Source organism: Kribbella sp. NPDC054772, from assembly GCF_053611945.1.
Genome location: NZ_JBSHBJ010000009.1, coordinates 1 through 23,117, shown reverse-complemented (window position 1 = coordinate 23,117; position 23,117 = coordinate 1). Strand labels below are relative to the sequence as shown.

26 protein-coding genes and 1 tRNA gene are annotated in these 23,117 nt (G+C 68.5%); 14 read left to right on the top strand and 13 right to left on the bottom strand.

Going from position 1 to position 23,117, the window contains the following annotated elements:
- The first annotated feature begins 20 nt into the window (after positions 1–20).
- Positions 21–788, top strand: coding sequence for a DinB family protein (locus ACWGID_RS16825; RefSeq protein ID WP_452197414.1), 768 nt, complete (start codon positions 21–23; stop codon positions 786–788).
- Between the two features lie 11 nt (positions 789–799).
- On the opposite strand, the gene ACWGID_RS16820 is transcribed toward ACWGID_RS16825, so the two are convergent.
- The 4 genes from ACWGID_RS16820 to ACWGID_RS16805 form a co-directional block, all read right to left on the bottom strand.
- Complete coding sequence (locus ACWGID_RS16820; protein ID WP_452197412.1) at positions 800–1,141, bottom strand: YciI family protein; 342 nt, start codon at positions 1,139–1,141, stop codon at positions 800–802.
- A 121-nt stretch (positions 1,142–1,262) separates the two neighbouring features.
- Positions 1,263–1,826 (bottom strand): dihydrofolate reductase family protein, encoded by a 564-nt coding sequence (locus tag ACWGID_RS16815; protein ID WP_452197410.1) that lies wholly within the window; start codon positions 1,824–1,826, stop codon positions 1,263–1,265.
- Between the two features lie 156 nt (positions 1,827–1,982).
- The gene (locus tag ACWGID_RS16810) at positions 1,983–2,357 is read right to left on the bottom strand and encodes a hypothetical protein (RefSeq protein WP_452197408.1); all 375 of its coding nucleotides are present in this window, start codon (positions 2,355–2,357) and stop codon (positions 1,983–1,985) included.
- Positions 2,358–2,602: 245 nt separating this feature from the next.
- A tRNA-Ser gene (locus ACWGID_RS16805) sits at positions 2,603–2,691 on the bottom strand.
- A 267-nt stretch (positions 2,692–2,958) separates the two neighbouring features.
- Between ACWGID_RS16805 and ACWGID_RS16800 the strand changes: the two genes are divergently transcribed.
- The 3 genes from ACWGID_RS16800 (at position 2,959) to ACWGID_RS16790 (ending at position 6,338) form a co-directional block, all read left to right on the top strand.
- Positions 2,959–4,197, top strand: a complete 1,239-nt coding sequence (locus ACWGID_RS16800) for an MFS transporter (RefSeq protein ID WP_452197406.1) — start codon at positions 2,959–2,961, stop codon at positions 4,195–4,197.
- Positions 4,198–4,272: 75 nt separating this feature from the next.
- Positions 4,273–5,490: an MFS transporter gene (locus ACWGID_RS16795; protein ID WP_452197404.1), complete on the top strand. Its 1,218-nt coding sequence runs from the start codon at positions 4,273–4,275 to the stop codon at positions 5,488–5,490.
- Positions 5,491–5,738: 248 nt separating this feature from the next.
- Positions 5,739–6,338 (top strand): gamma carbonic anhydrase family protein, encoded by a 600-nt coding sequence (locus tag ACWGID_RS16790; protein WP_452197402.1) that lies wholly within the window; start codon positions 5,739–5,741, stop codon positions 6,336–6,338.
- Positions 6,339–6,378: 40 nt separating this feature from the next.
- Here ACWGID_RS16790 and ACWGID_RS16785 read toward each other — a convergent pair whose 3' ends face one another.
- From ACWGID_RS16785 to ACWGID_RS16765, 5 genes are all read right to left on the bottom strand, one after another.
- Positions 6,379–7,272, bottom strand: a complete 894-nt coding sequence (locus ACWGID_RS16785; RefSeq protein WP_452197400.1) for a sucrase ferredoxin — start codon at positions 7,270–7,272, stop codon at positions 6,379–6,381.
- Positions 7,273–7,316: 44 nt separating this feature from the next.
- A complete protein-coding gene (locus tag ACWGID_RS16780; RefSeq protein WP_452197398.1) occupies positions 7,317–8,606 on the bottom strand; it encodes a cupin domain-containing protein in 1,290 nt (429 codons plus the stop codon).
- Positions 8,603–9,175 (bottom strand): hypothetical protein, encoded by a 573-nt coding sequence (locus tag ACWGID_RS16775; protein WP_452197397.1) that lies wholly within the window; start codon positions 9,173–9,175, stop codon positions 8,603–8,605. Before ACWGID_RS16775 ends, ACWGID_RS16780 begins: the two co-directional genes overlap by 4 nt.
- 140 nt (positions 9,176–9,315) lie before the next feature.
- A complete protein-coding gene (cobC, locus tag ACWGID_RS16770) occupies positions 9,316–10,344 on the bottom strand; it encodes an Rv2231c family pyridoxal phosphate-dependent protein CobC (protein WP_452197395.1) in 1,029 nt (342 codons plus the stop codon).
- Between the two features lie 55 nt (positions 10,345–10,399).
- The gene (locus tag ACWGID_RS16765; RefSeq protein ID WP_452197393.1) at positions 10,400–11,191 is read right to left on the bottom strand and encodes a carbon-nitrogen hydrolase family protein; all 792 of its coding nucleotides are present in this window, start codon (positions 11,189–11,191) and stop codon (positions 10,400–10,402) included.
- A 77-nt stretch (positions 11,192–11,268) separates the two neighbouring features.
- Here ACWGID_RS16765 and mobA point away from each other — a divergent pair, with 77 nt between their 5' ends.
- The gene (mobA, locus tag ACWGID_RS16760; protein ID WP_452197391.1) at positions 11,269–11,808 is read left to right on the top strand and encodes a molybdenum cofactor guanylyltransferase; all 540 of its coding nucleotides are present in this window, start codon (positions 11,269–11,271) and stop codon (positions 11,806–11,808) included.
- Between the two features lie 23 nt (positions 11,809–11,831).
- Here mobA and ACWGID_RS16755 read toward each other — a convergent pair whose 3' ends face one another.
- A complete protein-coding gene (locus ACWGID_RS16755; protein WP_452197389.1) occupies positions 11,832–12,158 on the bottom strand; it encodes a hypothetical protein in 327 nt (108 codons plus the stop codon).
- On the opposite strand from ACWGID_RS16755, the gene ACWGID_RS16750 reads away from it, so the two are divergent.
- Both ACWGID_RS16750 and ACWGID_RS16745 read left to right on the top strand, forming a co-directional pair.
- The gene (locus ACWGID_RS16750) at positions 12,151–12,708 is read left to right on the top strand and encodes a phosphotransferase family protein (protein WP_452197387.1); all 558 of its coding nucleotides are present in this window, start codon (positions 12,151–12,153) and stop codon (positions 12,706–12,708) included. The two genes, ACWGID_RS16755 and ACWGID_RS16750, sit on opposite strands and share 8 nt — an antisense overlap.
- A gap of 16 nt (positions 12,709–12,724) precedes the next feature.
- Entirely contained in the window at positions 12,725–13,702 is a 978-nt protein-coding gene (locus tag ACWGID_RS16745) for an NAD(P)H-quinone oxidoreductase (RefSeq protein WP_452197386.1), read from the top strand.
- Between the two features lie 114 nt (positions 13,703–13,816).
- Here ACWGID_RS16745 and ACWGID_RS16740 read toward each other — a convergent pair whose 3' ends face one another.
- Positions 13,817–14,236 (bottom strand): VOC family protein, encoded by a 420-nt coding sequence (locus ACWGID_RS16740; RefSeq protein ID WP_452197384.1) that lies wholly within the window; start codon positions 14,234–14,236, stop codon positions 13,817–13,819.
- 72 nt (positions 14,237–14,308) lie between these two features.
- Here ACWGID_RS16740 and ACWGID_RS16735 point away from each other — a divergent pair, with 72 nt between their 5' ends.
- From ACWGID_RS16735 to ACWGID_RS16710, 6 genes are all read left to right on the top strand, one after another.
- The gene (locus tag ACWGID_RS16735; RefSeq protein WP_452197382.1) at positions 14,309–14,881 is read left to right on the top strand and encodes a TetR/AcrR family transcriptional regulator; all 573 of its coding nucleotides are present in this window, start codon (positions 14,309–14,311) and stop codon (positions 14,879–14,881) included.
- A gap of 33 nt (positions 14,882–14,914) precedes the next feature.
- Complete coding sequence (locus ACWGID_RS16730) at positions 14,915–15,487, top strand: helix-turn-helix transcriptional regulator (protein WP_452197380.1); 573 nt, start codon at positions 14,915–14,917, stop codon at positions 15,485–15,487.
- Positions 15,484–16,200 (top strand): ABC transporter ATP-binding protein, encoded by a 717-nt coding sequence (locus tag ACWGID_RS16725; RefSeq protein ID WP_452197379.1) that lies wholly within the window; start codon positions 15,484–15,486, stop codon positions 16,198–16,200. Before ACWGID_RS16730 ends, ACWGID_RS16725 begins: the two co-directional genes overlap by 4 nt.
- Positions 16,200–18,821, top strand: coding sequence for an FtsX-like permease family protein (locus ACWGID_RS16720; protein ID WP_452197377.1), 2,622 nt, complete (start codon positions 16,200–16,202; stop codon positions 18,819–18,821). Before ACWGID_RS16725 ends, ACWGID_RS16720 begins: the two co-directional genes overlap by 1 nt.
- A 169-nt stretch (positions 18,822–18,990) precedes the next feature.
- The gene (locus tag ACWGID_RS16715) at positions 18,991–19,521 is read left to right on the top strand and encodes a CGNR zinc finger domain-containing protein (RefSeq protein WP_452197375.1); all 531 of its coding nucleotides are present in this window, start codon (positions 18,991–18,993) and stop codon (positions 19,519–19,521) included.
- 20 nt (positions 19,522–19,541) lie between these two features.
- Positions 19,542–20,156, top strand: a complete 615-nt coding sequence (locus tag ACWGID_RS16710; RefSeq protein WP_452197373.1) for a bacterial proteasome activator family protein — start codon at positions 19,542–19,544, stop codon at positions 20,154–20,156.
- A gap of 4 nt (positions 20,157–20,160) precedes the next feature.
- Here the strand turns inward: ACWGID_RS16710 and ACWGID_RS16705 are convergent, their stop codons facing one another.
- Entirely contained in the window at positions 20,161–20,970 is an 810-nt protein-coding gene (locus tag ACWGID_RS16705) for an HAD family hydrolase (protein ID WP_452197371.1), read from the bottom strand.
- Positions 20,971–21,547: 577 nt separating this feature from the next.
- Between ACWGID_RS16705 and ACWGID_RS16700 the strand changes: the two genes are divergently transcribed.
- Positions 21,548–22,105, top strand: a complete 558-nt coding sequence (locus ACWGID_RS16700; RefSeq protein WP_452197370.1) for a WhiB family transcriptional regulator — start codon at positions 21,548–21,550, stop codon at positions 22,103–22,105.
- 106 nt (positions 22,106–22,211) lie between these two features.
- On the opposite strand, the gene ACWGID_RS16695 is transcribed toward ACWGID_RS16700, so the two are convergent.
- Positions 22,212–23,006 (bottom strand): HAD family hydrolase, encoded by a 795-nt coding sequence (locus ACWGID_RS16695; protein ID WP_452197368.1) that lies wholly within the window; start codon positions 23,004–23,006, stop codon positions 22,212–22,214.
- Positions 23,007–23,117: the final 111 nt, after the last annotated feature.

The window sequence follows — 23,117 nt, the reverse complement described above, 5'->3', positions numbered from 1 at the left end:
AGAAAACCACGGGAGTTGGCATGGCGAAGTTCGGTCGGACCGACGATTTGCAGGGCGCGGAGTTCGTTGACGCGAACCTGAAGGGGGCTCGGTTCAACGAGGTGAACCTGCGCGGCGCCCGGATCACCGAGGCCGACCTGTCCGGCGTGGTGATGCGCGGCATCGACATCCAAGGTGCGGACATCGACTCGCCGTGGCTGACCGAGAAGGACGGCAGCCTGATCGTGAACGGCGTCGATGTGGCGCCGCTCGTCGAGGCCGAGCTCAACCGGCGGTTCCCGGGCCGGGCGGAGCGGCTGGCGCAGGATCCGGCGGGGCTCCGGGCGGCGTACGCGAAGGTGGAGGACGCGTGGGCGGCCGCCCAGGCACGCGCCGCCGCGATGCCGGAGGGCACTGTCGATGTGTCGGTGGGCGGCGAGTGGTCGTTCGCGCAGACGCAGCGGCACCTCGTCCACGCCACCGACCTCTGGTTCGGCCGCTCCGTCCTGGAGCTCGACGAGCCGCATCACCCGATCGGCCTGAGGTACGGCGGCACCGACGCCGACGCCTCGACAACCCCGACGTACGCGGAGGTCCTCGAGGCCCGCGCCGGCCGCCTGACGATGGTCCGCGACTACCTCGCCAAGGTCACTCCGGCCGACCTCGAGGAGACCCGCAAGAACCCCCACTCACCCGAGCACGCCCAGACGGTCGGCTCCTGCCTGCGCGTCATCCTCGGGGAGGAATGGGAACACCTCCGCTTCGCCACCCGCGACCTCGACACCATCGAGTCGGGCCAAACCGCCTGAAAGCAGGCTGGTCAGGACTCCGGGTCGTCCATGAACTTGCGGACGTCCTGTGGGCAGCGGCAGGCGGCCGCCACCTTCGCTGCCCACTCGTGAGCCGCCTCCCGGGTGGGCACGTTGACGACAAAGATGCCGCCCAACTGCTCCTTGCTCTCCGCGAACGGCCCTTCGGTGACCACTCCGGCGGTGTCCGCCGTGGCAGCCTCGGAGCCGTAGTTCAGCCCGCCGGCGAACCGGAACACACCGGCGTTCTTCGCCTCCTGGATCACCGCCTGCCCGGCCTTGGCCACCGCGGGCAGCTCTTCCGCGGGGACGTCGATCGCCCCGTTCGCGAACGAGATCAGGTAATGCGCCATCTCAGCACTCCTTTGTCCGACGGCCGCTCCCCGACCGCCTCCCACCCGTGCAACGAACGCTACCCACGAGATCCGACATCCGGGGCGGAACAATTCTCACGGCTCGCGCTGGGAATCGCGCTCAACGCCTCGTCTCGTACCTGGTCACGACAACGCCGCCGGGCAGCGTCCGCGTCTCCACCAGGTTCAGGTTCACCCAGCTGTCCAGCGCGGTGAAGAACGGTCTGCCGCCGCCCACCAGCACCGGATGAGTGACGATCTCGTACTCGTCGACCAGCCCAGCCCGCATGGCCGCAGCCGCGAGTGTGGCGCCACCGACCCGCATCGGCTTGCCGTCGCCGGTCTTGAGCCGGGTGATCTCCGCGACCGCGTCGCCGGTGACCAGGCGGGCGTTCCAGTCGACCTTGTCGATCGTCGACGAGAACACCACCTTCGGCGTGTCCCGCCAGTTCCGCGCGAACTCGATCTGCGCCGGGGTGGCGTCGGGCAGCTGGTCGGCGGTCGGCCAGTGCGAACTCATACCCTCCCACAGCCTGCGCCCGTACAAGAACAGCCCGATCGCCAGCTCCTGCTCAAGCCACCACTGAAACCATTCGTCACTCGGAGTACTCCACCCGATGTCGTCCCCGGGCGCGGCAACGTAGCCGTCCAGAGTCAGGTTCATCCCATAGATCAGCTTCCGCACGCCGCCACGCCCTTCTGTCGGTCCGGGGACCTCTCGCTAGCCGCCCGTCACCCCTACAACGAACGCCCCACTCCAGATCCGACAGCCCACCGCCAGAAATTTCTCAAGACTCCAATGCGGCCACCATTGCACGTATTGCTCCGGGTGTCGGGTTGCTCAGGTGTGGATCGTCTTCGTCGACGAGCAGCTCTTGTAACCGGTGCGCGTGTTCGTATTGCACACATAGATGTAGATCCGGGAGTCGGTCGGCATGAAGGGCCCACGGACCGCTACGTCTCCGTGGCAGCTGCCGTCCGAGAGCGTGCTCCAAGCGCCAGAGATCCTGTAGTGCAGCACCGCCCCTCGCCCGTCACAGCTCTTGTCCCTGGCGATCAAGGTGACGGTCCCGCTTGCCGCGACGGACACCTGCCCCAACGCCCCGCCGTCCGGCGAGTACACCGACGTCGTGGCGGCCTGCGCTGGAGTTGCCATCAACAACCCGCCCAGCATCGCTGCGGCTCCTACCAGTGTCCCCAGTGCACGTGCCTTCATCAGTCCTCCGAGAGCGATGTCTCGAGCTGGCTTACGCCCGCCCGCTAGCTGCCGCGACAGTACGAGTCGTCGCCGACGTGTCTCTGCCCGTACCGCACCCGTACTTCGCGGGGAACCGTTGCACGCATTCTGCAAGGTCAGCCGAAAGAGACCGCCCAGAACCGCACGCCGCCGGACAAACCGGTCGTCAAGGCACAGGTGTGCGTTTCCGCAGGGCATCAGAGGTAATTTCGGGGGAGTTTGAGCGGAGGGTGTGGGATTCGAACCCACGATGACGGTCACCCGCCATACCGGTTTTCAAGACCAGCGCACTCGGCCGCTATGCGAACCCTCCTGGCGGTTGCCGCCGAGGGTCGAGGATAGCGCAGGCGCGGGGGGAGGAATCGGAATGCGGGGTCGGGGAGCGGCCGGTAGGGTCACCGCAGCGGCGGATGGACCGCCGGAGGGTACGGACGGAGGTGGGAGCAATGTCTCGGTCCTTCGAGGTCATGGCACACACCGTCCGGTCGGCACGCTGACGCACTGAGAAGCACCGACCGGATGCACGAGCCGGCGTACGCCGGTGTCCTGTCGATCCGTCATGCCCTCAGGAGTCACCTCCATGCGTTCTCTCGACGCACTCGCGTTCCCGGCCGAGCTCGGGTCCGATTTCCGGAAGATCTGGCCGGCCTCGATCATCTCCAACCTCGGCGACGGCGCCCTGCTGGCCGCCGGTCCCCTGCTCGTCGCCTCGATCACCACCGAACCGACGGCGGTGGGAGCGGCAGCCTTCGTGCAGCAATTGCCGTGGTTGCTGTTCGCGCTCTTCAGCGGCGTCCTGGTCGACCGGCTCGACCGCCGTCTGATGATCGTTGCCGCCGACACCTTTCGCGCGCTCGTCCTGGCCGGGCTCGGTGTCGCCGTACTGCTCGGCACCACACCGCTCTGGGCCGTCTACGTCACGCTGTTCCTGCTCGGTACGGCGGAAACTCTTGCGGACAACGCATCTGGCGCGCTGCTCGTCAGCGCGGTGCCGAAAGACCACCTCGGCAAGGCGAACGCTCGGCTGTTCGCCAGCGGCACAGTGCTCCAGCAACTCGGCGGTCCGCCGCTTGGCGCATTGCTGTTCGCAGCAGGAGCAGGTATCCCGCTGGTCTTCGACGCGGTCACTTTTGCCGCCGCTGCGGTACTCATCGCGCGGGTCGCCGTACGTCCACCGCTGCCTGACCACGCGGCTCGTGCAGCGCTCTTGCACGAGGTGCGGGAGGGAGTCCGATGGCTGTGGCAGCACCCCGGTGTCCGGACGCTCGCATTGTCCATCCTGGTCATGAACATCACGTTCTGTGCCGCTTTCGCCACCTGGGTGTTGTTTGCCCGCGAGCGGCTCGGTCTGACCGAGACACAGTTCGGACTGCTCGTTTCAGTCGGCGCCGTGGGCGGTGTGCTCGGTATGCCGGCGTACCACTTCCTGGAGCCGCGGGTTGGCTCGGTGACTCTGCTGCGTGCCGGACTGGTCATCGAGACCACGATTCACCTCGTCCTGGCGCTCACCCGGAACCCGTGGGTGGCCGGCGCGACGATGGCGGTTTTCGGCGTCCACGCGGTGGTTTGGGGCATCGTCTCGACTACAACGCGTCAACTGGTCACCCCTGACAATCTGATGGGCAGAGTGAACAGCGTGTATCTGCTGGCTTCTGTCGGCGGTGCAGCGGTCGGCTCCGCGCTGGGCGGCGTACTGGCGCAGCGCTACGGGCTGGCCGCTCCGTTCGCAATCGCCTTCGTGGCGATGGTGGTGATGACAGTGGCAGCCTGGCGTCCCCTCCAGAACGTGGCGGTACGACGGGTGTCCGCAACAGACTGAAATCGGTTGGAGCGCGCTGGCGAACGCTTGCTAGTGTTCGCCAGCCGCCGAGACGACCGATAGGAGCGCTTCGCCATGCCCGCAGCCGCGTCACTCGGCCTCCCGAACGTACGGGGCCGCGTACCGCTCCTGGCCGGTCTGGCGATCGACTCGTTCGGTGGCGGCTGCGCCGGTCCGCTCCTGCTGCTGTTCTTCAACAAGGTCGCCGGTATCGAGCTCGGGACGGCCGGACTGATCCTGACTGTCGCCACGCTGTTCTCCATCGCCGCCCCAGCCGCGGTGGGCGTGGTGATCGACCGGATCGGGCCGCGGAACATCGTGGTGGGCGCACAGTTCGCCCAGGGGCTGGCGTTCACCGGCTTCTTCTTCGGCCGGTCGGTCTGGTTGCTGTTCCTGTGCTCACTGGTGATGGCGACCGGACAGCGAGTGTTCTGGTCGGCGATCTTCAGTCTGCTCGCGGACGTCGCCGACGAGGGCGACCGAGACAAGTGGTTCGGCCTGGGCGGGATGATGCAGGCCGGCGGTGTCGCACTGGGCGCGCTGGCGGCCGGCTGGCTGCTGGCGATCGGTGGCGACGCACCGTTCCTGGTCGGAATGGCTGTGAACGCAGTGACGTTCTACGCCGCCGGTCTGCTGCTCCTGCGACTGCATCCGTCGCACCACGAGCGGTCCAAACAGGACACCGGGCCGGCGCCGCTATTGCGTAAGGACAAGACGTTCCTGGTGCTGATCGGCGCCAACACGTTGCTGGCGCTCTGCACGATGATGCTCGGCGTCGGCGTACCGGTGTACGTCACCGAGGCGCTCTCTGTACCGAAGTGGCTAGTCGGTGTGCTGATCGCGGCGACGGCGCTGGTGCTGGCGACCGGTCAGACGCTGGTCGTTCGGCACACCGAGCGCAGGCGCCGTACGAACGTCATGGTGGTCGCTGGGATCGCCTATGCGGTGTGGGCGGTGCTGATGGCGCTGCAGGTACATATCCCGGCGGGTCTGGTCGTGGCGGTGCTGGTGCTCGCGACGGCCTGTTATGCGTTTGCCGACGTACTGCACGCGGCGACGAACAACGCGCTCTCGGCGGCCGTGGCGCCGACCGTTGGACGCGGGAAGTACTTGTCGTACTGGCAGTACTCGTTCACGTTCGCGAGCGTGCTGGCGCCGGCGTTCTTCACGCAGCTCTTCGAGGTCCATCACGAGCTGCCGTGGCTGGCGCTCGCGGTGGTCGCGCTGGTGGCCAGCGCGACGATCTACGTCCTCGCGCGGGTCGCGCCACGGCTCAGCGCCGAGCGGATCTGACCGCTCACCACCCCTCGGTACCTGACCTGTCAGGATGCGTTGCACTCGATCGAACATCTGTTCTAATGTTGGCTCAGTTCGCGGTTCTCCACCCCGGATTGTCCGCCGGACCGAGCCTCCCACCTCGACGTGGACGGCCCGGAGGACACCGCCGCCCGGGTTGTGAGGACCCGGGCCGTGGAGAGTCCGCACAGATCGGGTACGCCATCGAGAATGGAGGTGATCAGGCTAGGAGAGGACACCGACACATGCTGATGGAACACCGCGGCCGTCGACCGGTCGTGCCCGAATCCGCGTACGTCGCCCCATCGGCCGTGCTCTGCGGCGCCGTCACACTCGGCGAAGGCAGCAGAGTTCTGCACGGTGCGGTGCTGACCGCGGAGAACGGCGACATCCGGCTCGGCGAGAACAGTGTGGTGATGGAGAACGCCCTGGTGCGAGGCCGGGCCGACCATCCAGCGCTGATCGGCGACGCGGTCCTGGTAGGTCCCCATGCACATGTCAACGGCGCCACGGTCGAGGACGAAGTCTTCATCGCCACGGGCGCCGCGTTGTTCCCCGGTTCCGTCGCCTGCGCGGGCGCGGAGCTCCGGATCAACAGCGTGCTGCACGTGAACTCGCGACTGGAAGCAGGCGCGGTCCTCCCGATCGGATGGATCGCGGCCGGTGATCCGGCGCAGCTCTTCTCCCCTGACCGGCACGAAGAGCTGTGGCAGGTCCAACGCGAACTGGACTTCCCGGGAACGGTGTACGGCGTGCCCCGCGGCACGTCCATGCGCGAAATCATGGCGCGCCAGTCGGCGTACTACGGCGCGCACGGAACGGATCGGCCCGTGGACCCGTCCTGACCCCTCAGGTGGGCGGTCAGGTGAATGGTGAGGCGGGCGGTCAGATCGTGGTCAGGCTGTGGAGTTCGAACCGGCGGACCTGCGTGGGAGAGGAACCCGCACAGGTCAGGCGGGCGTCGACCGTGTCGACATGGGCCGACACCTCGACTGCGACCAGTCCGTTGGTGGATGCGAGGAGGATTCGCCAGCGGTGCTCAGCGAGGACTTCGACTGTTTGCGGAAGGAGGTTGTCGACGCGGGCCGAGTGACGGGCAGCGCGAGCGAAGTGCTGAGCCGCCTGCACGGGCGGGATGAGCGCACCTGATCCACGGAGGAAATCGGGTACGACGGCACGCTCGTCGTACTGCTTCGCGAGTTCGACGGCGCCGGCCGGTGGGACGTGTCCGTAGAACAACCCGTGGGGCAGGACGACCACGTTCGCCGCGAAGCGGTCGCCGCCGATGTGGCTGCACTCCCAGGTTCGTTCCGGGTACGCGGCGGTGAGGGCCGCCGCGACGGGGCGTCCGCGGACCGCGCAGCACGCGTCGTGACGTCCGTGCGTGCAGACGAGATACACCGGCTCATCACTGACCACGCCGGCGTCATTGCCGGCCAGGACCTCGAGGAGATGCTCATCGGTCGGTAGGTCACCCCAGCGTGCGAGCTCACGCCCCGGCCGGCAGTCCACCAAGGCCCAGCGGCGAGTCCTGGTCCGATCCACTCGTCCAGAGCGACGCACCAACACCGGGCGGATCCCCAGCTCGCGGCACCTGCGCGTCACGACGTCCCCGACAGATTGGAGAGAGGTGAGTGCCTGACGAGGCCATGCCACGTGCGACTCGATGAGCAGCCAGCGCTCGGCGGGCGGAGCGGTGGCGATCAGTGAGTCGTGACGGAGGTCGGCCTGCGCTGCGCAGCCGGTCTCCGGTCGATACCTGACGTCACCTGGGTCCACACCGCCTCACGATACTGTTGCGCACTTCAACTATCCGGACGCTCTCACTGTGCGGTTGCGACGACCACGGCTTCGGTGAGCAGACGGCGTACCAGGACCAGTTGGTCGGCGTCGTCCAGGCCTGAGAGGTTGCCGACCTTGCAGTCGGCGCCGGAGGCGAGTTCGGCGACTGCGGCTGCCGTGACGGGCGGGAACGTGATGGTCCGGTCCGGGAGTTGCAGGACGACCGGGTCGCCTGGAACGACTCGACAGCGCAGACCGGCGCGCAGCCGGACCGTCGTACCGACCGCCAGCGAAGCGATCGACGCAGCGTGAGCCAGCGGAGGGAGCGGAGTCGGGCGGTTGCTGGACCAGGTACGGCGGCGGAGGCGAGCAGCCAGCTCTTCCGGCGTCGCCGACTGCAGCTCCTGTGTGAAGACCTGGACCACCTCGGGCAGCAGCTCGGCCAGTTGTTCCGGGTCGCCGAGGTCGAAACCGAGCGGCAGAGCAGTGCGCAGCGACGCTTGGTCTGCAGCCAGCGCGGCCAGCTCCTGGACTAGGAGATAGCGCGTGAGAGTGTGCAGTCCGATCGTCAGGTGTGCGCTGACGCCGCCCAGCGCCTTCGCGGAGTGCAGGAACCCTCGCGGTACATACAGCGCGTCGCCCGGCCTCAGCACCTCGTCGATCACCGGCACCTGGTCCCGAGCGGCCGCGGCGACGGCCTGGGAGTGATCTGTCCACGGCTGATTGCGCAGCGGATCGCTATGCACCGGCTCATGCACAGTCCAATGCTTCTCGCCCGCTACCTGCAGCACAAACACATCGTGCACGTCGTAATGCGCGGAGAAGCCCTGCGATTCGGCGGGCGTGATGTACGCGTTGATCTGCACCGGATGACCCGCGTCAGCCGCCAACTGGGTGGAGAAGTCCACCAGCGCAGGCCACGTGCGATGCAGTGCCTGCAGTACGACGGTGTGCCCGCTCGCGAACAACGCGGCGACCTTGTCGTCGCGCACCTGGTCCGCGACCTCCGCACCGGCACCAGCTGGACCGGTGAACTGACTGTCGCCGACGACCGAACCGTTCTTGGCGATCCGCAGGAACGGTGTGCGCAGTCCACGGCGAGACAGCAGTTCGTCCACAGCCGCGAGGCTGAACAGGTCGTCGTACGGTGCGGGCAGGTCGGGGGCGTGGGACAGCATCGCCCGCGAACCCCAATGGAAGTTGGCGAACTCGTCCAGGTCTCCCGCTACACAGCGCCGGAGTGCCGGGCGTTCGTTCCGCAGCGACTCGCGGCCGTCAGCCGGCGGTTGCGAGTTCTGGGGAAAGGGCCCGGCCTCCGGCACGGCACTCACCAGCTTCCGGAGTTCCCGCCGCCGCCGTCCGCGCCACCATCGGCACCACTGTCCGAGCCGCCCGAGTTCCCGCCGCCAGACCCACCAGACCCACCATCATCGCCGTAGCCGCCACCGGAGTCACCGCCGGAGCCACCCGAGTAGTTGCCGCCGGACCCGCCGTCAGCACCACCGTCGGCGCCGCCGTCCTGCGACCCCTGCGACGCGCCACCGTCAGCCGGGCCCTCGCCGCCACCGCCATCCCCGCCACCGCCATAACCGCCGCCGTTGTCACCACCACCGTTGCCACCGTCGCCGCCGCCATAACCGCCATCCCCGCCACCGTTGCCGCCGCCGTAGCCGCCACCGCCTGCACCACCGTCAGCGCCGCCGTCCTGCGAGCCCTGCGACGCACCACCGTCAGCCGGACCTTCGCCGCCACCCGCGCCGCCGCCGGAACCACCCTCAGAAGAAGAGCCGTACCCGCCGCCGGACGAACCCTCGTTGCCTTCGCTCGAGTAGCCGCCTCCGCCCGAGTTCCCGAAGCCGCCTTCGGACGAGGTGTTCATGTCGTCGTCGCTGAGACCCATGACGCTGCTCCTTTACGAATGGCCAGAAAGTTGCCCGGGACAAATGCAGACGGGCACCTGGTCATCTTGTGCGCAAAGTCGTCCTCAGCTAAACCCCTCGCGCGTTACAGCGCCAACTCGATTGAGCGGCAGAACTCCACTCAGCGCAGGACGTCGGACAGCACCTTCACGAACCCGTCCGTGACCTCTTCGGGCCGCACGGCGATCCGCAACCAGTCCGGCCCGAGCCCCGGGAACGTGTCCCCACGCCGAACCGCAAATCCCTGTACACGCAGGGATTCCCGAACTTCCACGGCACCCGGGACATGCACAAGTACGAACGGTGCACGCGCCACGCCGTACGTCGAAAGTCCACCCGCCGTACTCAGCCTGTCAAGCAAATGGTCACGTTGCCGGTCGATGTCCAACGCCGCCTGAGCCGCCTCCGTCACGGCGCGCTCGTTGCTGCAGGCAATTGCTGCCGCGAGCGCAGGAGTGGACACCGGCCAGTGCGGTTGAACCGCGGCGAGCTGTTCGATCAAGCTCGCACCCGCGAGCACATAGCCGACGCGAAGTCCCGCGAGTCCCCAGGTCTTGGTCAGGCTGCGAACCACCACGAGCCCCGGGATCGAAGCCCCGGCGAGCGATTCGGGCTCCCCCGGTACGGCGTCCATGAACGCCTCGTCGACGACCAGGATCCGGTCCGGCCGCGCGAGTTCCCGCAGGTCGTCGGCCCGGTGCAGGACCGACGTCGGGTTGGTCGGGTTGCCGATGACAACAAGATCCGCATCAGCCGGTACGGCGGAAGGGTCCAGCGTGAACCCGTCCTCGGGGCGCAGGATGACCCGGTCGACCAAGTGCCCGGCCGACCGCAGCGCGGCCTCGGGTTCGGTGAACTGTGGATGAACCACCACCGGATGCCGCGGCCGGAACGCCCGCGCGATCAGCACGAACGCCTCCGCCGCACCCGCGGTGAGCAGCACCCGGTCCGGCGCGACACCGTGCCGCCCAGCGACAGCCGCGACCGCCGCGTCCTGCCGTGGGTACGCCGCCAAGTCGGTCAGGCTCGCGGTGATCGCGTCGACCAGCCAGGCCGGCGGCGTCCCCGCGCGCACGTTGACAGCGAGGTCGACCAGTCCAGCGCCGACCTCGAGATCGCCGTGATGCTCCAGATCAAACCCATCCACCACGCCCAGGAGGCTAACGGGTCCGCGAGATTTTGGGACCACTCGGTCCGCGCACTGGTCACCGTGGAGTGACGGAGTACCTGCGGTTCTGCAGTGACGGGTTGCGCTTGCGTACGTCGGCCAGGCGCTCGGCGGTGACCTCAGCGAACGCATGTCCGTCCGACTCGCCTACGGACGCCAGCGCGACGCCCTGTGGGTCCACGACCTGGCTGAGACCGCAGTACTTCTTCCCGTTCTGGGCGGCCGCCGCGACGTAGCAGGTGTTCTCGACGGCGCGGGCGGTGAGCAGCGTGGTCCAGTGGTGCTCCTTGAGCGGTCCACGGACCCAGGCGGCCGGGACGACGAGCACTTCGGCACCGGCGTCGACGAGCGCGCGGGACAGCTCCGGGAAGCGCAGGTCGTAGCAGGTCATCAGACCGAGTGAGTGGCCACCGACCTGCACTACTACCGGCGCTACGTCTCCCGGCGTCAGCTGGTCGGACTCCTTGTAACCGAAGGCGTCGTACAGGTGGATCTTCCGGTACGCCCCGAGCAGGGCGCCGTCCGCGCCGACGGCCAGCAGCGTGTTGTACGGACGATGCTGGTCACAGCTGCGTTCGAACATGCCGGCGACGATCGCCACCCCGTGCTCGACCGCGGCCTTCCGCAGCGTCTCGACGAACTCACCGTCCAGCGGCTCGGCGGCCTCGGCCACCGAGTCTCCTTCGACCGCGAAGTCCGACATCATCGCTTCCGGCAGGACGACCAGCTCCGGCCGCCCCTGGGCCGCGTCCGCGACCAGGCGGCTGACCAGGTCCCGGTTCGCGCCCTTGTCGTAACTACTGGCGGTCTGCACCACGGCGATCCTCATCTCTCCATGGTGCCCCACCACTTGAACCCCACGCCGGGTCAGCGGCCTGAGCGGACGATTGCTGGCAGACTGCGAGCGTGGAGTTCGACGCGGTGGTGCTGGCCGGGGGTGGGTCCACGCGGTTCGGTGGTGTGGACAAGGCGATGCTCGTGCTGGACGGCGTCTCGTTGCTGGACCGGGTGCTGACCGCGACAGCCGCCGCGGCGTCGACAGTGGTGGTCGGCCCGGTGCGTTCGACGTACCGCTCGGTGGACTGGACCGTTGAGGATCCGCCCTCGGGTGGGCCGGTGGCGGGGCTGGCGGCTGGGTTGGTGCAGGGCACGGCTCCGGTTGTCGTCGTGGTGAGCTGTGATCTGCCGTGGATCACTGGCGACGATGTGGCGGCGCTGGTGGAGGGTCTCGGGGAGCACGACGGTTTCGGTCTGCGCGACACGGGCGGGCAGGAGCAGCAGCTCGCCACGGCCTACCGCCGCACCGCCCTGGCGCAAGCGATCCGGCAGGTGGGCGACCCCCGGGACAAGTCGGTACGCCGGACGCTCGCCGGGCTGGATCTCGCCTGGACCCCACCAACCAGAGCCGGCGACGACGTCGACACCTGGTCCGACCTCGACAACTGAAGACGAAAACCGCTGGACGCCGCTCATAGGTTCGACCCATGGATGTCGCCCAACTGGTGTCCGACGTCGTCGGGCTCGAGGTCGTCGAGGTGCTGGAACGCACCGGCGGCCAGCTCAGCACCGTGTACGAGGTCCGCACCTCCGGCGACGCACTCATCGTCAAGGTCTACGCACCCGAGTGGCGCTGGAAACAGGCCAAGGAAGTGCACGTCTACCGAATGCTCGAACCCGAGCTCGGCGACTCGATCCCCCGGGTCGTGCACGTCGGCGACGGTGTCACGATCCTCACCAAGCTCGACGGTGCGCCGCTGTCCGAGGTCGAACCGCCCGACTGGGCGAGCGATGTACACCCAACTCGGCGAGCTCCTGCAGCGCGTCCACCGCATCGCGCAACCGGCGTACGGCTATCTGACGGATCAGATCCTCGACCCCCTGCCGGACAACGACCAGTACATGCGGCGCCAGTTCGCCAAGAAGCTCGCGGAGTTCGAGCAGCTCGGTGGTGACGCGAAGCTACACGCCAAGCTCACCACGCACGTCCGCGACCACGCGCACCTGTTCGCGGACGACACCGCGGCCGTCCTGTGTCACAACGACTTCCACGAAGGCAACATCCTCGTCGACACCGGCACCTGGCGCGTCACCGGTTTCATCGACGTGGAGAACGCGATCGCCGCCGACCCGCTGATCGATCTCGCCAAGACCATCCAGTACTCGGCCCACGACGACGCCGGCAAACTCGCGGGCCTCACCGACGGGTACGGCGCCGTACCGGCGGACCGGATGGACATCTACCGGCTCTACCACTCGCTCGAACTATGGGACTGGTTCCAGTCGATAGGCGAGACCACTTACCTCGACTCGATCGCGCAGGACATGGTCCGGCTCGTCGAGAGCTGAGGGTAGGTTGGGCAGCATGCGAGCTGTCGTGTGTGATGGAGCCGGCGGAATCGACGTTCTCGGGATCGGCGAGATCCCGGACCCGCAACCAGCCGTCGACGAGGTCGTGATCGACGTCGTTGCCGCGGGCGTGAATCGGGCCGACCTGATGCAACGCCAGGGCTTCTATCCACCTCCGCCGGGTGCTCCCGGCACGATCGGGCTCGAGGTGTCCGGCCGGATCGCGGCGGTCGGCGCCGAGGTCGAGGGTTGGTCGGTCGGGGACGAGTGCTGCGCGCTGCTCGCCGGTGGTGGGTACGCCGAGAAGGTCGTCGTACCGGCACCGCAGGTGATGCCCGTCCCGGACGGTGTCGACCTGGTCAGCGCGGCCGCGCTGCCCGAGGTGGTGGCGACCGTCTGGTCGAACGTGTTCATGGCCGCGCACCTCAAGGCCGGCGAGACCTTGCTCGTGCACGGTGGCTCGTCGGGGATCGGCACGATGGCGATCCAGCTCGGTGTCGCCCACGGCGCGCGGGTGCTGACGACGGTCGGCAGCGCCGAGAAGATGGAGTTCTGCACCCGCCTGGGTGCGGACGTCGCGATCAACTACAAGGAAGCCGAGTGGCCGTCGGTGGTCAACGAGGCCACCCATGGCGCGGGCGCCGACGTGATCCTCGACATCATCGGCGCGAAGTACCTGACCGACAACGTGAAGTCGCTCGCGTTCGACGGGCGGCTCGTCGTGATCGGGATGCAGGGTGGCGCGAAGGGCGAGCTGGATCTCGGCCGGTTGCTGAGCCGGCGCGGTTCGGTGATCGCGACCGGCCTGCGGTACCGCTCGGTCGAGGGCAAGGGCCGGATCCTGGCCGAGGTCGTCGGCCACGTCTGGCCGCTGATCGCAGAGAAGAAGGTCCGCCCGGTCGTGCACGCCACGTTCCCGCTGGCCGACGTGGCCATGGCGCACGAGGCGGTCGAGCAGTCCACCCACCTCGGCAAAGTCCTGCTCACGACCTGAGGCGGATCTCCAGCACTCACCAACCCGCCGCACGGGCCGCGGCTCGCGCTCAGCCGACCCGCGGACGCACCGCTCAGGCGGACTTGGTGAGTGCTGGAGATCCGCACCCACGGCTCATGGCGCCGTGGGCAGGTTCGCCGCGACCCATTCCGGGTCGGGTTCGACGAGCTGGATCACGTCGATCCAGGTGCCGGCCGGGTCGCGGACGAAGAAGTGCCGCTGGCCGAACACCTCGGTCACCGGTTCGTTCTCCAGTTGCACGCCACCCTCGCGCAGAGCGGTGGCGACCTTGTCGACGTCCTCGACGATGAAGCCGAAGACGTTCGAGCTCTCGGTCAGCGCCGACACGGCCGCCGGAACGGTCGGATGGCCGCGCTCGCAGACCGCGAGCTCCCAGTCCGCCGTGCCGCGGCGCAGCGTGATGAACCAGCCGAGATCGATCCCGACCTGCAGGTCGAGGTATTGCGTGTAGAACGCGGCGACGTCCGATGGCCGGTCGGTGACCACGGTCGCGCCGAATACTGCGGGTTGCATACGCTCTCCTGACTACTACAACTGTCGTTGTTGTGTACGACATTTGTAGTGGAAGCCTGCTATCCTGTCAACATGCCCCGGAATCCGGAACGCCGTACCCAGCTGGCCGACGCCGGTCTCACCGTGCTCGCGGAGGCCGGCGCCCGCGGCCTCACCCACCGCGCGGTCGACGCCGCCGCCGGACTCCCGGCCGGTACGGCGTCCAACTACTTCAAGACCCGCGACGCCCTGCTCGGCGCCCTCGGCGAGCGGATCTTCGAGCGTCTCGCCCCGGACGAGGCGGTTCTCGAGCCACTCGTCGCGCGCGAACCCGGTGTCGACCTGATGACCGACTACGTGCGCTACATCGTCGAACGCCTCCTCGGCCGCCCCGAACTCTCGCTCGCCCTGTTCGAGCTCCGCCTCGAAGCGGCCCGGCGCCCGGGCCTGCACGAGATCCTGTCGCGCACCCTCCGGCAGGGCTTCGACGCCGACGTCGCGTACAACGCGCACGCCGGCCTGCCCGGCGGCGCCGAGGAGATCCGGCTGCTGCACTTCGCGATCGACGGCCTCGTCCTCGACCAGCTCACCCCCGGCACCGGACGCCCGTACGACGTCGACGCGGCGACCGCCCGTCTGGTCCGCCGGCTCACCCGTGAGGATTGACGCTGGCATACTGGGTATGCATACTCAGTATTCATGTCGATCAAGCATGGTTTGCTGGCGCTGCTCCAAGACGAACCGAAGTACGGCTACCAGCTCCGCGGTGAGTTCGAAGCCGCCACCGGGGCCACCTGGCCGCTGAACATCGGGCAGGTCTACACGACGCTGACGCGCCTCGAGCGCGACGGACTGGTCCGGGCCGCGTCCACCGAGGGCGACGGCCGGTCGATGTACGAGATCACCGACGCCGGGCGGACCGAGCTCGCGAAGTGGTTCGAGACCCCGGTGACCCGCGAGTCGCGGCCGCGGGACGAGCTCGCGATCAAGCTCGCGCTGGCGCTCGCCGTCCCCGGCGTGGATGTCAGCGCGGTGGTTCAGCGGCAGCGGATGTCGACCATGCAGTCGCTGCAGGAACTGACCCGGCTGAAGCGCAACAGCACCGACGGCGAGATCTCCTGGCAGCTGGTCATCGAGTCGATGATCTTCGGCGCCGAGGCCGAGATCCGCTGGCTCGACCACTGCGAGTCGATGCTGTTACGCCACCGCGGCAAGCCCCGGGCGGTGCCGCAGAAGTACGACGTACCGGATGAGCAGGAGGCGCGGTCGTGATCCTGGACATCCGCAAGCTGACCCGGACGCACGGTCAGGGCGAACAGGCCGTACAGGCGCTGCGCGGCGTGGACCTGGCGGTCGCGCCCGGTGAACTGGTCGCGGTGATGGGCCCATCCGGATCGGGCAAGTCGACGTTGCTCACCTGCGCCGGCGGTCTCGACCGGCCGACCAGCGGCGAAGTACTTGTCGATGGCAACGACCTGACGACGCTCAGCCGGAACGCGGTCGCCGCACTCCGGCGCCGCCGGATCGGCTACGTCTTCCAGGACTTCAACCTGATCCCCGCCCTGACCGCGGCCGAGAACGTCGCGCTCCCACTCGAGCTGGACGGCACCCGCAGCCGCGCCGCCCGCAAGTCCGCCGTCGCCGCTTTGCAGGAGGTCGGGATCGACGACCTCGCCGACCGGTTCCCCGACGACATGTCCGGTGGCCAACGGCAACGAGTCGCGATCGCGCGCGCAATCGTCGGTGAACGCCGCCTGCTGCTCGCCGACGAGCCGACCGGCGCGCTGGACTCCGACACCGGCGAGGCCGTACTCCGACTGCTCCGGGACCGCTGCGATCAGCATGGCATCGGCGGCGTCCTCGTCACCCATGACGCACGGCATGCCGCATGGGCGGACCGCGTCGTCTACCTGCGTGACGGCGTCCTGGTCGGCCAGTCCGGACCGTTGTCCGAGGCCGATGCGCTGCTCCAGGAGAGCCGCTGATGGGCCAGTGGGGTCCGCCGCTGCGTATCGCCCGCCGTACGACGCGGAGGTCGCTCGGCCGGACGCTGTTGGTGGCGGCGCTGATCGGCCTGCCGGTGCTGGCGGCGACCTGGATGGGCATCATCCTCAAGACCCAGAGTCCTGAGGGCGAAACGCTCGCCAACAACACCATCGGCCGCGCGGACGCGCAGCTGGACGTCACGAAGTACGGCAAGCTCCAGATGCCGCAGGGCGGTCAGATCACGTACGGCGAACCGTCGCCGGCCGACGGGGAGGACAAGGCCGTCCGGACGCCGGCCACGTTCGATCCACGACCGCTGCTCCCGCCGGGCGCCAAGCTCGCTCGTCAGTTCGCCGAGTCGGGTCCGATCGAGGTCCGCGGTCAGGACGGGAAGACGTCGGTCACCCTGGTCACCGGCGACGGCTCGAACCCGTTGACGGAAGGCACCGTCAAGCTCGACAAGGGCCGTCTCCCGGCGACGGCGAACGAGGTCGCGATCTCACCATCGCTCGCCGACAAGGTCGGACTGAGCGGGCCGAACGGCACGCTGGTGAGCGACAGCGGGAAGAGCTACACCGTCGTCGGCATCGCCCGGATGCTCACCACGCAGAGCACGCGGACCGTCTTCGCCACACCGGACACGACGCTGCACGAAACCGATCCGGCAAGCACGGTCCAGTACCTCGTCGACCTGCCGGACTCGGTCGACGCGGACCAGCTCGGCGCGCAGCTGATCGACCAGGGTCTCTATCTCTTGCCCCGCGCAACCATCGTCGACCCGCCGCCGGACCCGTTGACCCAGCCCAGCGCAGTCGGGGCGTACGCCGCGATGGCCCTGGTGATCGGCTTCGGCGTCCTCGAGATCGTCCTGCTCGCCGGTACGGCGTTCGCGGTCGGCGCCCGGCGTCAGACCCGGGAGCTCGGCCTGGTGATGGCCGCCGGCGGTACGCCGCGCGACGTACGGCGGATCGTCACGATGCAAGGCCTGTTCGCCGGACTGGTCGGAGTGGCCGGCGGTCTGCTCGTCGCGAGTATCGCGGTGTTCAGCGCGAAGCCGTTGTGGGAGCGGATGACGGACACGATCTTCACCGCGTGGCAGGTCCCGTGGGGGACAGTCATCGGGATCGCGGTTCTCGGGCTCGGCGCCGGGCTCGCCGCCGCCGTCGTACCGGCGATCAGCGCGGGACGGCAGGCGCCGCTGGCCGCGCTCGCGGGCCGGTTCACGGTGACCGCGAAGGCAGCGCGGATCCGAATCGCCACCGTCGTACTGCTGATCGCCGGACTGTTCTGCGTCTTCCTCGGCAGCACGCTGATCGGCGTCGCGCTGAAGGACGCTCGGCAGTCGAGCCAATTGGGTGAGCAGGCCAGCGTGACGCCGACCGGTGCGATCGCGCTGGTGCTGCTCGGGATCACGGCGACGATCGCCGCGCTCGTCTGGATGCTCCCGAGTCTCGTGGCCAAGACCGCCGGCTTGGCCCGGGTGCTGCCGTTGAGCGGCCGGATGGCGATGCGTGACGCCGCAAGGCACCGGCACCGCACGGGACCCGCGACTGCGGCGATCATGATGGCCGTGGCCGGTACCGCCGCGGTCTCGTTCGCCGCAGCCAACTCGATCGCGGCCGACGCTGCGGAGTACACCGCGGCCGGTCGGCACGGTGACGCCGTACTGCACTTCGGCCAGGACGTCGCGGGCGCGGTCTCGTACACGCCGGAGGTGGTGTCGCAGCTGACTGGCCTGCTGCCGGTCCGGCACCGGTACGAGCTCGGCGACGTACTGCTGCCGAACGCCAAGCCCAACCAGTACGGCTACACGCCGGTACTGTCGGTCGCCTCGCCGGAGAACTCCGAAGGCATGAACGGATTCATCCTGCAGGCGGTCGATCCGGCGTTCGTCACCCGTTTCGGCGAGTACGGCGAGAAGGCGGCGGCCGCGCTCCGGACCGGGCAGGTGGTGCTCCCGGACGTCGCCCTCACGCCCGGGCAAAAAGTTGCCATGCACAACGATGACAGCCAGGACTACCTGCGGAACCTGGACGCGGTCTCGCTGGGCCAACCGCCGAAGGTCCAGTTCCTTCGAGAGACGGCGTTGATCAGCCAGGACGCGGCCCGCAAACTGGGCACGATCCGGGTCGCCGAGGTGCACTTCGAGCTGACCAGGGACCCCTCGAAGGACGAGCTCGCCGCGGTCGCCCGCATGCTCGGCTCCGACGAGCAACTGCACGTGGAGAAGGGCTACCAGAGTCCGGCGCGGCTGTTCCTGATCGGGATCCTGGCGGCCGCGACGGTCGTCACGCTGCTCGGGGTGGCGATCTCGGTGTCACTGTCGGCGGCCGAGGGACGGGCCGATCTCGCGACGCTCGCCGCGATCGGTGCGCCACCGCGGCGCCGGAGGTCGCTGGCCGCCGCGCAGGCGTGGGTGCTCGGTCAGCTGGGCTGCGTGCTGGGCGTGGGGGTCGGCGCGCTGTACGGCTACACGGCCCACGCCGCCTTCGGGTCGCCGCACTTCACGGTCCCTTGGGCGGAGATCGGCGGCATCGTGATCGTCGTACCGCTGTTCGCCGGTCTGCTCGCCTGGTTGCTCACCCGCTCACGCCTGCCGATGGTCAGCCGTATCGACTAAGGCCAGCTCCGGATAGGCAACGGGGTACGGCGGTGTGCTTGCGACTCTCCACCGGCCGCAGGCGCACCGCTGGTACACGACCAGGCCTTCGCTGACCTGATGGGTGGAGACCACGCTCCAGCGGTGCCGATGAGCATCTGTCATGGATCCATCGTGATGTAATGGCATTATGCATCTCAACCCTTACGGTGCCGATGCCGTGCTGCTCGCGGTGAACCTGGCCACCCGGCCCGCGAGCACGCCGGCCGAGCTGGCGGACCGCTGCGAGGAGAGCGGCGTCGAGAACCGCCTGGTGCGCGACCGGGATGTCACCGCCGCGGATCTGGCCGCGGTCCGCGTCGCGCTCGACGAGTGGCTCGCGGTCGTGGACGCGACGGACGAGCAGACCCGCGTCGATCTGGTGAACGCGATGCTGGCGAAGTACACCGAGCATCCGCGGCTCACCAACCACGCGGGCGACGGCTGGCACATGCACTACCGGCCGGACCACGTCCCGGTCGGCCGCCTCGTCGCGACCCTGATCAGCACCGGTACGGCGCTACACCTGGCCGGCCGTGGCATCAGCAGGCTCGGACGCTGCGCCGCCGAGGGCTGCGACAACGTGTACGCCGACCTCTCGCGCACCGGCCGTCAGCGGTACTGCAGCCCCGCCTGCGCCAACCGCGATGCCGTCCGGAGGCACCGCGCCCGCACAAGTTGAGCTCGACCTACGATAGGGAGATGACCGAGAGCAGCAGCGAGGGCCAGGGAACACCGATGGCCGGGGCGCGGACCGAAGACGGCAAGGTGCTGATCGTCGGGCCGGACGGCATGGCCGTCGAGGGACCGCCGCGCTCCGACGGCGACCACGACGAGCACGACGACGAACCCCGTTCGGTCACCGAGCTGGTCGAGCAGCCGGCCAAGGTGATGCGGGTCGCGAACATGATCCGGCAGCTGCTGGAAGAGGTGAAGTCGGCGCCTCTCGACGAAGCCTCCCGGGCGCGGCTGCGCTCGATCCACGAGGCGTCGATCAAGGAGCTGGAGAGCGGCCTGGCGCCGGAGCTGGTCGAGGAGCTGGAGCGCCTCAGCCTGGACTTCACCGACGACAGCACGCCGACCGAGTCCGAGCTGCGGATCGCGCAGGCACAGCTGGTGGGTTGGCTGGAAGGCCTGTTCCACGGCATCCAGACCGCGTTGTTCGCGCAGCAGATGGCCGCGCGCCAGCAGCTGGAGCAGATGCGCCGCGCACTGCCCGGCGGCCAGCAGCTCCCCGGTGACGAGCACCCGGGCTTCCCCGGTGCACCACAGGCCGGAACGACCGATGGCCCCGGCAGCGGCGGGATGTATCTGTAACGCCTTATTTCACAGGCTGGAACAACTCCTCGAGGACGGCGGCGACGCCGTCCTCGTCGTTTGCCGGGGCCGTTCTGTCCACCACCGCGAGGACATCGGGGTGCGCGTTCGCCATTCCGTACGACGTTCCGGCCCAGGCGAGCATCGGCAGATCGTTGACCGAGTCACCGAAGGCGATCGTCTCAGATGCCGAGATCCCCTGTGACGCAGCGAATTCGGCCAGCATCGCGGCCTTCGAAACTCCGGACGCGGAGATCTCCACCAGACCGTGCCCGCCACTGTGACTGGCCGTAACTCGTTGGCCGACCAACGGTGAGACCAGCGCGAGCAGCTCGTCCGCGTGCAGGCTCGGATGCCGGACAAGCAGCTTCGCGGCCGGCTCCGCGAGCAGTTCTTCGACCGCTGCGATCAACGTGTCGTCAGGTTTCGGCCAGCGGTTCAGGTAGACCGGTTCCTGTCCGTAGCGATCCGGTCGCTCGATGGCGAACTGCACGTCCGGGATCGCCGCGCGGATCGCCTGCGCGACCTCGAGGGCGACCGCGGGTTCGATCAATCGGGTCCGAATCGCCTTACGGCGCGGGACGTCGTACAGAATGGCGCCGTTGGCAACAATCGCGACACCGTGCTCGCCGACCAGGTCCGTGAGGTCGTGCAGCCAGCGAGGTGGACGAGCGGTGACCATCACGAAAACACTTCCCGCGCGTTGTGCCGAACGCACCGCGGTCAAGGTCCGGTCGGACACGGTTCCATCACTACGCACGAGGGTTCCGTCGAGATCGGTGGCAATCAGGCGGGGGTACTGCGAAGCCGTCACAAGGCCACCGTATCCTCGTCGTGGGCGGTCCCGCATTACTCCTCCCAACGGCCTGGACGCAACCCGTTCGACACCGGTTTCAGCGGGTTTTGACTTTTCTCGTTGAGCTTTTGACAACGTCATCAGACCGTTACGGCAGGATGCTGCAAAGGCAGCAAGTTCCCCTGCGCCGCCCAGCGCGTGCGTGATTTCATGCGGAGGTCTGGCGGGGAACCGGGGGCTGTTCGGCCGCGTCGTATGCGTGTTCTGGATCAGCGCGACTGAATCCGCCCCACCTGCACAAGCACACACAAACGTCGAAGAACTGTTGTGGGATTGGCTGCAACCAAACCCTCGGCAGCGACGTCAAGAGTTATGGATCGGTGCGTCCCGCGCCCGGGACGACAACGGTGGGCCGGCAACAGTTCGCAGGTCCATCAGCTAGCGGATCTGTGCGAACGAACGACGTTCACTGTTCATTCATTCAGGTCTTGATACTTGGGGAGCCTTGATGACCGTCAACAGCGCCAATCTAGCGGGGCCGGGGGGCAATAGCTCCCGAGCGGCTGTCGACACATCTTCCAGCAGGGAGGGGGCAATGACCGGCTGCATCGCCCGCTCGGACATCTTTCAGCACCGCCTGATGGAAGAGCCGCCGCCCGCGTCCGCGACCCGTCGTACCAGGGAGCGGTACGAACAGCTGACCCGCGAGGCCAAGACGTTGTGCGCCTCGTGCCCGCTGTTCACCGACTGCCTGTACAGCGCCGTCGCCGAACACGACGTGAGCGGCTTCGTCGCCGGAACCACCGCGGTGCAACGGCGTTCGATCCGCAACCTGCTCGATGTCGAGGTGCAGGCGGACGACTTCGACCAGCTTGCCGGCGCGCGGGGGACGCGCCGGCCGGTGAGCCACGAAGAAGTCCTGCGGCTGCGCACGCAGTACCCGAACGACAGCCTGGAGTCGCTGGCCATGCGACTGGGATGCTCCCTGTCCACGGTGAAGCGGCACCTGCGCCGTGCTCGCCGCGGTCAGAGCCCGGCCGCCAAGACGCCGCGTCCGCGGCCCGAGGTCGGCGCCGTACTGGACGCGTTCGACACCGTGGTCGACCACCAGCACGCCCAGCCGCGCCGGACCGGTAGTACCCGCGTCGCCTGACCCGATACTCGGCCCGCCAGCGGACTATCGGGACCAAAGCCCAGGACCCCTGCAGCTGCAGGGGTTCTGGTCGTTCTGTTGCTTGCAGCAATCTGTTTACGCCAGGTCAGAACCAGCGGTTGAGGATCGCGGCGGCACCGTCGTCCTGGACCGGCTTGGTCACCTCGTCGGCCTCGGCCTTCACCTCGTCGGGCGAGGACCCCATCGCGACCCCGAGACCGGCGTACGTGAGCATCTCGATGTCGTTGCGTCCGTCACCGATAGCCAGCAGGCCGGACGGATCCAGGTCGTACTGCGCGAGCGCGACCTTCAGGCCCGTCGACTTGTCCACGCCCTCGGGCGCGATGTCGAGCCACGCCGTCCAGCCGACGAAATAGCTGACCCCGTGCAGGCCCAGGCGTTCCGCCAGGTGGACGAAATCGCTCTCGGACTGCTCCGGGTCGCGGATGATCAACCGGGTCACGGGTTGCGGCGCGAGCTCCTCGTCGCCGACCACCCGGATCCGCGCGTCCCGGCCGAGGTCGCCGTCCGGGAACGGTGCCGTGACCAGATAGCTGCCGTCGTACTCCTCGACCGCCATCCGGGCGTTCGGGGCGTACTTGCGGACCGATTCGATCACCGTCGACGGGTCGAATGTCCGCTCGTCGACGACCTCGCCATCCGGGTAGCGGAGCGTGCGCGCGCCGTTGCTGCAGACAACCAAACCGCCGGCCGGCAGACCGAGCCGCTCGGCCACCGGCCGGGTGGTCGACCAGGCCCGGCCGGTGGCCAGGATGACCGGCACCTGCGCGGCGGCCCGCCGGACCGCGTCGACGACCGCAGGCGACAATCTCTCGTCGTGATCGATCAGCGTGCCATCGATGTCCAGGGCAACGGCCGTCGGCCGCGGTCCTGTGGTCATGGGGCCTCCCGGCCTGGACTGAGGAGCGGAGGGAGCCCGGTCGCGGGGTCCCCGGTCTGGACTGAGGTGGGGCGGGTGCGCAGCGACAGGGGGGACGCGGGGAGACCGGGT

What these genes read in the sequence shown, in the direction of transcription:
- ACWGID_RS16825 (WP_452197414.1), top strand. Translation starts at nt 21, where the DNA reads ATGGCGAAGTTCGGTCGGACCGACGATTTGCAGGGCGCGGAGTTCGTT.
- ACWGID_RS16820 (WP_452197412.1), bottom strand. Translation starts at nt 1,141, where the DNA reads ATGGCGCATTACCTGATCTCGTTCGCGAACGGGGCGATCGACGTCCCC.
- ACWGID_RS16810 (WP_452197408.1), bottom strand. Translation starts at nt 2,357, where the DNA reads ATGAAGGCACGTGCACTGGGGACACTGGTAGGAGCCGCAGCGATGCTG.
- ACWGID_RS16800 (WP_452197406.1), top strand. Translation starts at nt 2,959, where the DNA reads ATGCGTTCTCTCGACGCACTCGCGTTCCCGGCCGAGCTCGGGTCCGAT.
- ACWGID_RS16795 (WP_452197404.1), top strand. Translation starts at nt 4,273, where the DNA reads ATGCCCGCAGCCGCGTCACTCGGCCTCCCGAACGTACGGGGCCGCGTA.
- ACWGID_RS16790 (WP_452197402.1), top strand. Translation starts at nt 5,739, where the DNA reads ATGCTGATGGAACACCGCGGCCGTCGACCGGTCGTGCCCGAATCCGCG.
- ACWGID_RS16775 (WP_452197397.1), bottom strand. Translation starts at nt 9,175, where the DNA reads ATGGGTCTCAGCGACGACGACATGAACACCTCGTCCGAAGGCGGCTTC.
- ACWGID_RS16765 (WP_452197393.1), bottom strand. Translation starts at nt 11,191, where the DNA reads ATGAGGATCGCCGTGGTGCAGACCGCCAGTAGTTACGACAAGGGCGCG.
- ACWGID_RS16750 (WP_452197387.1), top strand. Translation starts at nt 12,151, where the DNA reads ATGTACACCCAACTCGGCGAGCTCCTGCAGCGCGTCCACCGCATCGCG.
- ACWGID_RS16745 (WP_452197386.1), top strand. Translation starts at nt 12,725, where the DNA reads ATGCGAGCTGTCGTGTGTGATGGAGCCGGCGGAATCGACGTTCTCGGG.
- ACWGID_RS16740 (WP_452197384.1), bottom strand. Translation starts at nt 14,236, where the DNA reads ATGCAACCCGCAGTATTCGGCGCGACCGTGGTCACCGACCGGCCATCG.
- ACWGID_RS16735 (WP_452197382.1), top strand. Translation starts at nt 14,309, where the DNA reads ATGCCCCGGAATCCGGAACGCCGTACCCAGCTGGCCGACGCCGGTCTC.
- ACWGID_RS16730 (WP_452197380.1), top strand. Translation starts at nt 14,915, where the DNA reads ATGTCGATCAAGCATGGTTTGCTGGCGCTGCTCCAAGACGAACCGAAG.
- ACWGID_RS16720 (WP_452197377.1), top strand. Translation starts at nt 16,200, where the DNA reads ATGGGCCAGTGGGGTCCGCCGCTGCGTATCGCCCGCCGTACGACGCGG.
- ACWGID_RS16715 (WP_452197375.1), top strand. Translation starts at nt 18,991, where the DNA reads ATGCATCTCAACCCTTACGGTGCCGATGCCGTGCTGCTCGCGGTGAAC.
- ACWGID_RS16710 (WP_452197373.1), top strand. Translation starts at nt 19,542, where the DNA reads ATGACCGAGAGCAGCAGCGAGGGCCAGGGAACACCGATGGCCGGGGCG.
- ACWGID_RS16700 (WP_452197370.1), top strand. Translation starts at nt 21,548, where the DNA reads ATGACCGGCTGCATCGCCCGCTCGGACATCTTTCAGCACCGCCTGATG.
- ACWGID_RS16695 (WP_452197368.1), bottom strand. Translation starts at nt 23,006, where the DNA reads ATGACCACAGGACCGCGGCCGACGGCCGTTGCCCTGGACATCGATGGC.